General features: G+C 73.9%; 8 protein-coding genes and 1 pseudogene. 8 read left to right on the top strand and 1 reads right to left on the bottom strand.

Annotation, left to right across the window (positions count from 1 at the left end; genetic code table 11):
* Positions 1-256: 256 nt before the first annotated feature.
* The 8 genes and pseudogenes from E1193_RS26110 to E1193_RS26075 all read left to right on the top strand — a co-directional run bounded on the left by E1193_RS26110 (position 257) and on the right by E1193_RS26075 (position 9,829).
* Complete coding sequence (locus E1193_RS26110) at positions 257-1,036, top strand: electron transfer flavoprotein subunit beta/FixA family protein (RefSeq protein WP_132185837.1); 780 nt, start codon at positions 257-259, stop codon at positions 1,034-1,036.
* Positions 1,037-1,047: 11 nt separating this feature from the next.
* Positions 1,048-2,007, top strand: coding sequence for an electron transfer flavoprotein subunit alpha/FixB family protein (locus E1193_RS26105; RefSeq protein WP_132185836.1), 960 nt, complete (start codon positions 1,048-1,050; stop codon positions 2,005-2,007).
* A 167-nt stretch (positions 2,008-2,174) separates the two neighbouring features.
* Positions 2,175-4,886, top strand: coding sequence for an HAD-IC family P-type ATPase (locus tag E1193_RS26100; RefSeq protein WP_132185835.1), 2,712 nt, complete (start codon positions 2,175-2,177; stop codon positions 4,884-4,886).
* A 170-nt stretch (positions 4,887-5,056) separates the two neighbouring features.
* Positions 5,057-6,232 (top strand): cysteine desulfurase family protein, encoded by a 1,176-nt coding sequence (locus E1193_RS26095; protein WP_132185834.1) that lies wholly within the window; start codon positions 5,057-5,059, stop codon positions 6,230-6,232.
* 61 nt (positions 6,233-6,293) lie between these two features.
* The gene (gene mnmA, locus E1193_RS26090; RefSeq protein WP_132185833.1) at positions 6,294-7,367 is read left to right on the top strand and encodes a tRNA 2-thiouridine(34) synthase MnmA; all 1,074 of its coding nucleotides are present in this window, start codon (positions 6,294-6,296) and stop codon (positions 7,365-7,367) included.
* Between the two features lie 60 nt (positions 7,368-7,427).
* Positions 7,428-8,432 carry a methionine synthase gene (locus tag E1193_RS26085; protein WP_132185832.1) on the top strand — a complete coding sequence of 335 codons (1,005 nt, stop codon included), beginning with the start codon at positions 7,428-7,430 and terminating at the stop codon, positions 8,430-8,432.
* Positions 8,429-8,593 (top strand): annotated as a pseudogene (locus E1193_RS33450) (VOC family protein); the annotation flags it as partial. The gene E1193_RS26085 and the pseudogene E1193_RS33450, both read left to right, overlap by 4 nt.
* A 225-nt stretch (positions 8,594-8,818) precedes the next feature.
* Complete coding sequence (locus E1193_RS26075) at positions 8,819-9,829, top strand: ADP-ribosylglycohydrolase family protein (protein WP_243707908.1); 1,011 nt, start codon at positions 8,819-8,821, stop codon at positions 9,827-9,829.
* Positions 9,830-9,871: 42 nt separating this feature from the next.
* On the opposite strand, the gene E1193_RS26070 is transcribed toward E1193_RS26075, so the two are convergent.
* Positions 9,872-10,208, bottom strand: a 337-nt coding sequence (locus tag E1193_RS26070; RefSeq protein ID WP_132185830.1) for a type II toxin-antitoxin system PemK/MazF family toxin, incomplete at its 5' end; no start/stop codon positions are given.

The following is a 10,208-nucleotide window of genomic DNA, read 5'->3' as shown; positions in this document are numbered from 1 at the left end:
GAGCGGGGAGTGTGGAGCGGGGGGTCATGCTGCTCGTCCGGGGCGGGCCCGTCGCCCGCCGAGGGCGAGAGTTGGGGCGGAGTGGGTGAGCTGTGTCACTCTGGGTGGCCGGGGAGGCGATGCTACTGACAGGTAACATTGCGCCGTGGGCAAGTGCACCACAGCCCGCGGTTGACCGGGCGTCAGCGGACGCGCGAGGCTGCGCCCGTGACCGGGCGAGCAGTCGCCACACCAACAGGAGGGTCGTCGAAACGCGATGAACATCGTCGTACTCGTCAAGCAGGTGCCCGATTCGGGCGCGGACCGCAACCTGCGTCCTGACGACAACACCGTCGACCGCGGTTCGGCGAACAACGTCATCAACGAGATGGACGAGTACGCCATCGAAGAGGCGTTGAAGATCAAGGAGGCGCACGGCGGCGAGGTCACCATCCTGACCATGGGTCCGGACCGGGCGACCGAGTCGATCCGCAAGGCGCTCTCCATGGGTCCGGACAAGGCGGTGCACGTGGTGGACGACGCCCTGCACGGGTCCTGCGCCGTGGCGACCTCGAAGGTGCTCGCCGCCGCCCTCGGGCAGCTCAACGCCGATCTGGTGCTCTGCGGTGCCGAGTCGACCGACGGTCGGGTCCAGGTCATGCCGCACATGCTCGCCGAGCGTCTCGGTGTCGCCGCGCTGACCGGCGCACGCAAGCTCACCGTCGACGGCGCCACCCTGACCGTGGAGCGGCAGACCGAGGAGGGCTACGAGGTGGTCACCGCCTCGACCCCGGCCGTGGTCTCCGTCTGGGACACCATCAACGAGCCGCGCTACCCGTCCTTCAAGGGCATCATGGCCGCCAAGAAGAAGCCGGTGCAGACGCTCTCCCTGGCTGACCTCGGCGTCGCCCCGACCGAGGTGGGCTTCGACGGCGCGACCAGCGCCGTGCTGGAGCACACCAAGCGCCCGCCGCGATCCGGCGGCGCCAAGATCACCGACGAGGGCGAGGGCGGCGTCAAGCTGGTCGAGTTCCTCGCCACCGAGAAGTTCGTGTGAGAGGTCTGGACATGTCTGAGGTTCTCGTCGTCGTCGAAGCCACCCGGGAGTTCGGCGTCAAGAAGGTCACCCTGGAGATGCTCACCCTCGCCCGCGAGCTGGGCACCCCCGCCGCGGTGGTGCTCGGTGGCGTCGGCGCCGCCGAGGCGCTGAGCGCCAGGCTGGGGGAGTACGGCGCGGAGAAGATCTACGCCGCCGAGGGCGAGGAGATCGACGGCTACCTGGTGGCACCCAAGGCGACCGTCGTGGCCGACCTGGTCAAGCGGGTGCAGCCGGCCGCCGTGCTGCTCGCCTCGTCGCAGGAGGGCAAGGAGATCGCGGCCCGCCTGGCCGTCAAGCTGGACAACGGCGTCCTGACCGACGTGGTCGGGTTGGACGCCGACGGCACCGCGACCCAGGTCGCCTTCGCCGGTTCCACCATCGTCAAGTCCAAGGTCACCAGGGGTCTGCCGCTGGTCACCGTACGGCCCAACTCGGTCACCCCGGCCCCGGCGGCGGCCAGCCCCGCCGTCGAGCAGCTCGTCGCCTCGGTCACCGACACCGACAAGCTCGCCAGGGTCGTCGACCGGGTCGCCGAGCAGAAGGGCTCGCGCCCCGAGCTCACCGAGGCCGGCGTGGTCGTCTCCGGCGGTCGCGGGGTGGGCAACGCCGACAACTTCAAGCTGGTCGAGGAACTGGCCGACCTGCTCGGCGGCGCTGTCGGCGCGTCCCGCGCGGCCGTCGACTCCGGCTTCTACCCGCACCAGTTCCAGGTCGGTCAGACCGGTAAGACCGTCTCCCCGCAGCTCTACGTCGCGCTGGGCATCTCCGGCGCGATCCAGCACCGGGCCGGCATGCAGACCTCGAAGACGATCGTCGCCGTGAACAAGGACGGCGAGGCCCCGATCTTCGAGCTGGCCGACTTCGGCGTGGTGGGCGACCTGTTCAAGGTCGTGCCGCAGGCCGCGGAGGAGATCCGTAAGCGTAGGTGAGCTGAACACCAGCCGCCGAGGGCCGGGACCGCCAGTCGGTTCCCGGCCCTCGGCGTGTGGCGACCCGGCAATCGGGCCGGAACGGCCCGTCCGGCCTACCGAGCTGCGACGATGGCGGAGCACCCCCCGCGCACCCCCCGGACAGGTGTCGGAACGAGGAGCGCGCCATGCCGGCCAGGAGCCCCGGAGGCGGTCATCACGCGTTGGCCGTGCACGAGGTCGTGCTGCTGTTGGAGACCGACACCACCCGCGGGCTGACCGACGACGAGGCCGCCGGGCGCCTTACCAGGTTCGGGCCGAACGTGCTGCCCGCGGCGGCGCGCGGCGGCCCCCTGCGCCGGCTGCTCCGGCAGTTCCAGAACCCGCTGGTGTACATCCTGATCGCCGCTGGCGTGGTCACCCTGCTGCTCGCCGAGTACGTCGACGCCGCGGTGATCTCCGGAGTGGTGGTGGTCAATGCCGCGATCGGCTTCCTCCAGGAGTCCAAGGCCGAGGCGGCGTTGGACGCGTTGCGGGGGATGGTGCGTACCGAGGCACGGGTGGTGCGGGGCGGACGACAGCGGCAGGTCCCCTCCGACGAGATCGTCCCCGGCGATCTGGTGCTGGTCGAGGCGGGTGAGAAGGTCCCCGCCGACCTGCGCCTGGCCCGCGCCGACGAGCTGCGCGCGGACGAGTCGGCACTGACCGGCGAGTCGCTGCCCGTACGCAAGGACGAGGTCGCCGTGCCGGACGAGACGCCGGTGGCCGACCGTGGCAACGTGCTCTACTCGGGCACCCTGCTCACCGGCGGGTCCGGGGCCGGCATCGCGGTGGCGACCGGGGCGGAGACCGAGCTGGGCCGCATCCACCGCCTGGTCGGCGGCGCGCAGGTCCTCGACACGCCGCTGACGGCGAAGCTGGCCCGCTTCAGCCGGGTGCTCACCGTGGCGATCGTGGTGCTCGCGGCGGTTACGTTCGCCGTCGGGCTCGCCCGCGGGGAACAGGCGGGGCGGACCTTCACCGCCGCGGTGGCCCTGGCGGTCGGGGCGATCCCGGAGGGCCTGCCGGCGGCGGTGACCATCACGCTGGCGATCGGGGTGGCGCGGATGGCCCGGCGCCGGGCGGTGATCCGGCGGCTGCCGGCGGTGGAGACCCTCGGCAGCACGACGGTGGTCTGCACCGACAAGACCGGCACCCTCACCGAGAACCAGATGACCGTGCGGGCGCTGTGGACCGTCGGCGGCCGGTACGAGGTCAGCGGCGGTGGTTACACCCCCGTCGGGGAGATCAGCGACCCGGACGGGGGACCAGCCCGTACCGGGGAGGAGGGCGCGCTGCGCTGGTCGCTGCTGGCCGGCGTCGCCTGCAACGACGCCCGGCTCGACGAGCGGGAGGGGCGGTGGGCCGTGCTCGGCGACCCGACCGAGGGTGCGATGCTGGTGGTGGGCGCCAAGGTCGGGCTCCGCGCCGAGGAGATCGCCGAGGCCCTGCCCCGCGTGGCGGAGATTCCGTTCACCTCCGAGCGGCAGTTCATGGCGACCATGCACGATCGGCGTGACGGCGGGCGGGTGGTGCTCGTCAAGGGCGCGGTGGAACGGCTGGTCGAGTGGTGCGGCGCGGCCCTCGATGCCGACGGTCGCACGATCGGGCTGGACCGGTCCGCCGTGTTGACCGCCGCCGGGACGCTGGCCGGCGAGGGCCTTCGGGTGCTGGCCACCGCGCTGCGGCACGTCGACGGCGACGAGGAGCTGGCGGAGGAGGCGTTGCCCGGCAAGCTGGTCTTCACCGGGTTGCAGGCGATGCTCGATCCACCCCGGGCAGCCGCCGCTGACGCGATCAAGTCGTGCCGACGGGCCGGCATCGCGGTGAAGATGATCACCGGTGACCACCGGGCCACCGCGAGCGCCATCGCCGTACGCCTGGGGCTGCTGGCCGGCGAGCCGGGGCCGGGCGAGGTGCTGGGTGGCGTGGACCTGGCGGAGGTCTCCGACGCGGACCGCCCGGCGGCCGTGGCCCGGGCGGCGGTGTTCGCCCGGGTGTCTCCCGAGCAGAAACTCCGGCTGGTGGAGGCGTTGCAGGCCGAGGGGCAGGTGGTGGCGATGACCGGCGACGGCGTCAACGACGCCCCAGCGTTGCGCCAGGCCGACATCGGGGTGGCGATGGGACGCAGCGGTACGGAGGTGGCCAAGGAGGCGTCCGACATGGTGCTCACCGACGACGACTTCGCCACCATCGAGTCGGCCGTGGAGGAGGGCCGCGGCGTCTTCGCCAACCTGACCAAGTTCATCACCTGGACCTTGCCCACGAACGCCGGGGAGGGGCTGGTCATCCTCGCCGCGATCGTGTTCGGCACGGTGTTGCCGATCCTGCCCAGTCAGATCCTCTGGATCAACATGACGACCGCCGTGTTGCTCGGCCTGACGCTCGCCTTCGAGCCGAAGGAGCCGTGGATCATGGACCGTCCGCCGCGCGATCCGGCCCAGCCGTTGCTCACCGCGGCTCTGGTGGTACGCATCCTGCTGGTCTCCGTCCTGCTTGTCGCGGGCGCCTGGTGGCTGTTCGTGTGGGAACAGGCCGCCGGGGCGGAGTTGCCGGAGGCCCGGACGGCGGCGGTGAACCTGTTCGTCACGGTGCAGGCGTTCTACCTGTTCAGCTGCCGGTCGTTGAGCCGTTCACCATGGCGGCTGGGGCTGTTCAGCAACCGCTGGCTCATCGGCGGGGTGCTGGTCCAGGCCCTCGCCCAGGCGGCGCTGACCTATCTGCCCGTGATGAACACGCTGTTCCGGACGGCCCCGATCGACGCCGGCGCGTGGCTGCGCATCCTCGGCATCGCCCTGGCGGTCTCCGCCGTGGTGGGACTGGACAAGCGGTTCGGCCCGTTCGGTCGTCGGCTCGGTTGACAACCGGGCCGGGCGATGGCGGCGGGAAGGGAGCCGACCGGCGGGTCGGGGAGCTGAGCCGACCCGCCGGCCAGCCAGACCTCGTCATACCCCGGAACGCGCGGGGGATTCGCCGTGGGCGGTGGTCCGGCGTCCGGTCCGGCGGTTCGCGGCCGTTACGCTGAACGGCGATGGCATACCTGGATCACGCGGCGACGACCCCGATGCTCGACGCGGCGTTGGAGGCGTACGTCGCCACGGCCCGCGAGGTCGGCAACGCGTCGTCGCTGCACGCGGCGGGCCGGCGTGCCCGGCGGCGGGTGGAGGAGTCCCGCGAGCGGGTCGCCGCCGCGCTGGGTGCCCGCCCGTCCGAGGTGGTGTTCACCGGGGGCGGCACGGAGAGTGACAACCTGGCGGTGAAAGGCATCTTCTGGGCTCGGCGCGACGCGGCGCCGGGGCGCAGCCGGGTGGTCTCCAGCGCGGTGGAGCACCACGCCGTGCTCGACGCGGTGGACTGGCTCGCCGGCCACGAGGGCGCCGAGGTCGGCTGGCTGCCGGTCGACGGCGACGGCCGGCTGGATCCGGATCGGCTCCGTGCGGAGTTGACCGCACACGCCGACCGGGTCGCCCTGGTGACCGCCATGTGGGCCAACAACGAGGTGGGCACCGTCCAACCGGTGGCCGAGCTGGCTGCGGTGGCGGCCGAGCACCGGGTGCCGTTTCACACCGACGCGATCCAGGCCGTCGGTCAGATTCCGGTCGACTTCGCCGCCAGCGGAGTCTCTGCGCTGACCGTCACCGGCCACAAGCTCGGCGGTCCGACCGGGGTCGGCGCGCTGCTGCTGGCCCGCGACGTGCCGGCCGTCCCGCTGCTGCACGGCGGCGGGCAGGAGCGGGACGTGCGCTCCGGCACCCTCGACACCGCCGGCATCGTCGCCTTCGCCGTCGCGGTGGAGGCCGCGGTGAAGGGCCAGCAGGAGTACGCCGCCCGGGTCGCCGCGCTCCGCGACGACCTGGTCCGGCGGGTCCGGGAGGCGGTGCCGGAGGTGGTCTTCAACGGCGCCCCGACCGACCGGCTGCCGGGCAACGCGCACTTCTCCTTCCCCGGCTGCGAGGGGGACGCGTTGCTGCTCCTGCTCGACGCCCAGGGCATCGCCTGTTCCACCGGCTCGGCCTGCTCGGCGGGGGTGGCGCAGCCGTCGCACGTCTTGATCGCGATGGGCGCGGACGATGACCGGGCCCGTTCCTCGCTGCGCTTCACCCTCGGCCACACCAGCACCGCCGCCGAGGTCGACGCCCTCATCGCGGCCCTCCCGATCGCCGTCGAGCGGGCCCGCCGCGCTGCCGCCCTCCGGACCCCCCGCTGACACCCGGGCGGGTACGCCCCGTGGGGCGGGCTAGGCTCGAACGGGTGAAGGGGGTGTGTCGGTGAGGGTGCTGGCGGCCATGTCGGGCGGAGTGGACTCTGCCGTGGCGGCGGCGCGGGCGGTGCAGGCCGGGTACGACGTGACCGGGGTGCACCTGGCGCTGGCCCGCAACCCGCAGACGTACCGCACCGGGGCGCGCGGCTGCTGCACCCTGGAGGACGCCCGGGACGCTCGCCGCGCCGCCGACGTGATCGGCATACCGTTCTACGTCTGGGACATGGCCGAACGGTTCCACGCCGAGGTGGTGGACGACTTCGTCGCCGAGTACGCGGCCGGCCGTACCCCGAACCCCTGCCTGCGCTGCAACGAGAAGATCAAGTTCGCGGCGGTGCTGGACCGGGCCGTGGCCCTGGGCTTCGACGCGGTGGTCACCGGCCACCATGCCCGGCTGGGCTCGGACGGACTGTTGCGCCGCAGCGTCGACCTCGCCAAGGATCAGTCGTACGTGCTGGCGGTGCTGACCCGCGAGCAGCTCGACCGGTCGATCTTCCCGCTCGGCGACGCCACCAAGGCCCAGGTGCGCGAGGAGGCCGCCCGGCGGGGTCTCGCCGTGGCCGACAAGCCGGACTCGCACGATATCTGCTTCATCGCCGACGGCGACACCCGCGGCTTCCTCGCCGATCGGCTGGGCGAGGCGCCGGGCGACGTGGTGGACGCGCTCACCGGCACAATCGTCGGCAGCCATCGCGGCGCATACCAGTACACCGTCGGCCAGCGGCGCGGCCTGCGCCTGGACCGGCCCGCCCCGGACGGCCGCCCCCGCTACGTGCTCTCCATCACGCCGAAGACGAACACCGTGACCGTCGGCCCCGCCGAGGCGCTGGAGGTCTCCCGGGTGAGGGCGACCCGTCCGATCTGGACCGGCGGCGCGCGGCCCACCGCGCCCATCGAGTGCGAGGTGCAGTTACGCGCCCACGGCGACGCGGCGCCGGCCACGGTGACGCTGCAGGCGGACGCCCTCCACGCCGAGCTGCGCCGGCCGGTCCGCGGGGTTGCCGCCGGCCAGGCCATCGTGGCGTACCGGCCGGACCCGGCCGGCGACGTGGTGCTCGGCTCGGCCACCATCACCGGCTGACCGCGCCGGCGGGGACCCGGGCCGGGGACGAGGCCGACGCGGAGCCGATACCCTTCGGCCGTGACCGACCAATCCTGGCCCTGGCCCGCCGGCGCCGCCACCGGCGTCGGTTCGCTGCCCGGCACCGACATCGCCGAGGCGCAGCGAATCGTCCTCGGCGAGCTGCCCGCCCTGCCCCACCTGCCCGAACTGCCCGCCCGGGGTCCCGGCGCCGACCTGATCGGCCGGGCCGGAGGGCTGCTGGTGGAGCTGCCGGTCGAGCTGTACGCGGGCCGCTGGCGGATCGCGCTCCGGCCGGGACGGGATCTTCGCCGCGCCCGCGACCTCATGGAACGCGACCTCGACCAGCTCGCCGAGCAGGCCGAGACGTACGCCGGGCCGGTTAAGGTCCAGGCCGCCGGGCCGTTCACCCTGGCCGCCGCGCTGGAGCTGCCGATCGGCGGGCGGATGCTGCGCGATCCGGGCGCGGTTCGGGATCTCGCCGGCTCGCTCGCCGAGGGGCTGCGCCGGCACGTCGAGGCGGTGGCCCGCCGGCTGCCCCGGGCGACGGTGCTGCTCCAGCTCGACGAGCCGTCCCTGCCGGCGGTGCTCGCCGGCCGGGTGCCCACGGAGAGCGGCTTCGGCGCCCACCGGCCGGTGGAGTCCGAGGTCGCGCGGGCCCTGCTGCGCCAGGTGATCGACGCGGCCGGGGTGCCGACCCTGGTGCACTGCTGCGCGCCGGACGTGCCGGTGGAGCTGGTTTGGTCGGCCGGGGCGATCGGGGTGGCGCTGGACCTCGACCTGGTCACGGACCTCGACCCGCTCGGCGAGGCGATCGACGCCGGCTTCGGGCTGCTGGCCGGGGCCGCGCCCGCGGTGGCGCCGCCGGCCGGTCGCGCACCCACCTCGGCCCAGGTCGCGGACCGGGTGCGCACGCTGTGGGACCGTCTCGGCTTCCCCCGCCACCGGCTCGCCGAGCAGGTGGTGGTCACCCCGGCCTGCGGCCTCGCCGGGGCCACCCCGGGGTACGCCCGAGCGGTCCTCGCCGCCTGTCGGGAGGCCGGTCGGCGGCTGTCCGAGGAGTGACGTTCTCCGGCGTTGCCGGTGGGCAGGAGGACCGACATGATTGGACGATTGCGTTCGATGGTGATCGACTGCCCGGATCCGCGCGCCCTGGCCGCCTTCGCCCCTCGACCTGGCCGGATCCGCAGCGGCCGCAGCAGCTCCACCTCGACGTCACCGTCGAGGACATCGAGGCGGCGGAACGGGCCGCGCTCGCCCTGGGCGCCCGCAGGCTGCCCGGCGAGGGGAGGGCTTCCGGGTGTACGCCGATCCGGCCGGCCACCCGTTCTGCCTCTGCTGGGAGTGATCCGCCAGCTCGGTCACGGCTGGTGCGGGCCGGGGTGGCCTGCGCATGGGCGGGCTTGGCACGTTGCCCGGTGGGCTTGGTGGGGTTGCGGACGACCGGCATGATCACGGGCGTGACCGGTTCCTCGTTCCGCCGCGCCTCCGGCTCGCTCTTCGGCCTCGCCTACGGCGATGCCCTGGGCAAGCCGACCGAGTTCCTGACCCTCGCCGAGATCCACCTCCGGTACGGCCCAACCGGCCCGCGTGACCTGGTGGGCGACCCGGCGCTGGTCACCGACGACACCCAGCTGGCCCTGGCGGTGGCGTGGGCGCTGCACGACGCGCCCGGGTACCGGCCGGAGGTGGTCGAGCCGCTGCTGCGCCGGCGCTTCCTGGACTGGGCGGCCAGCCCGGACAACAACCGGGCACCCGGCATGACCTGCCTGCGGGCCTGCGGCGAGCTGGCTCTGGGGCGCCCCTGGCAGGAGGCGACCGTGGCCGGCTCGAAGGGGTGCGGGGCGAACATGCGGGTCACCCCGGTCGGGCTGCTCGACGTCGACCTGGACACCCTGGCCGGGCTGGCACAGCTCCAGGCCGGCCTGACCCACGGCCACCCGACCGGGCTGGCGGCCAGCGAGCTGACCGCGTACGCGGTGCGCCTGTTGCGCGACGGCGCGGGCCTGGCGCAGCTGCCGGCGCTGCTCACCGCGCGGGCCCGGGAGCAGCGCCGGGTCTACCGGGGTGACTGGCTCGGTGACCTGTGGCGGCGCCCGGGCGTGGACTCCCCGGCGGAGTTCATGGCCCAGGGCTGGGACGAGTGCCTGCACGCGCTGCACCGGCTCGACCTCGCCCTCGGCCGACCCGACGACGGCGACGACCCCTGCCGGCACACCGGTGAGGGCTGGGTCGCCGAGGAGGCCCTGGCCACCGCGCTGCTCTGCGCCCTGCGGCATCCGGACGACCCGGTCACCGCGCTCGCCCGGGGTGCCACCACCGCCGGTGACTCCGACTCGATCGCCGCACTGGCCGGTGCCTTCCTCGGCGCCGTCCACGGGATGGGAGCCTGGCCGACCGGCTGGCCCACCAGGATCGAGTACGCCGACCAGCTCACCGCCCTCGGCGCGACCTGGGACTGATCAGATTCCCGGCACACCCCCGCTGGCGGCAGGCCCGTCCGGTCAGGCCGGGCTCCGCCGGCCGTGCAGTCGCCGGACCTGCCGCCACAGTTCCGGGTCGCAGGAGCCGGCGCGACGCGAGAAGTCGCCCGTCGGCACGGGCAGGGGCTCGGCGAGGTCGAGCCAGCTGTCGTGCTCGGCGTCCGGATCCCAGCCGCCGGTGGGGATGCGGACGTGGTCGTCCCGGCCGCTCTTGTCCTGACTGGTGATCTTGAGCACCTCGGCGCTCCGGCCATCGGCCCGCAGCACCAGGCAGGGGCGGATCTTCGAGCCGCTGCCGTCGGCGAACGGGACGTCGGCCCACCAGATCTCACCCGGCCGGGGCGGACCGGTGGGGGTG

This window comes from Micromonospora sp. KC606 (assembly GCF_004348675.1).
Lineage (GTDB): Bacteria > Actinomycetota > Actinomycetes > Mycobacteriales > Micromonosporaceae > Micromonospora.
This window is presented reverse-complemented; position numbering and strand designations above follow the sequence as displayed.

Bases quoted from the DNA above. Each gene is read 5' to 3' on its own strand.
- E1193_RS26110 (WP_132185837.1), top strand. From the start codon at position 257: ATGAACATCGTCGTACTCGTCAAGCAGGTGCCCGATTCGGGCGCGGAC.
- E1193_RS26105 (WP_132185836.1), top strand. From the start codon at position 1,048: ATGTCTGAGGTTCTCGTCGTCGTCGAAGCCACCCGGGAGTTCGGCGTC.
- E1193_RS26095 (WP_132185834.1), top strand. From the start codon at position 5,057: ATGGCATACCTGGATCACGCGGCGACGACCCCGATGCTCGACGCGGCG.
- E1193_RS26100 (WP_132185835.1), top strand. From the start codon at position 2,175: ATGCCGGCCAGGAGCCCCGGAGGCGGTCATCACGCGTTGGCCGTGCAC.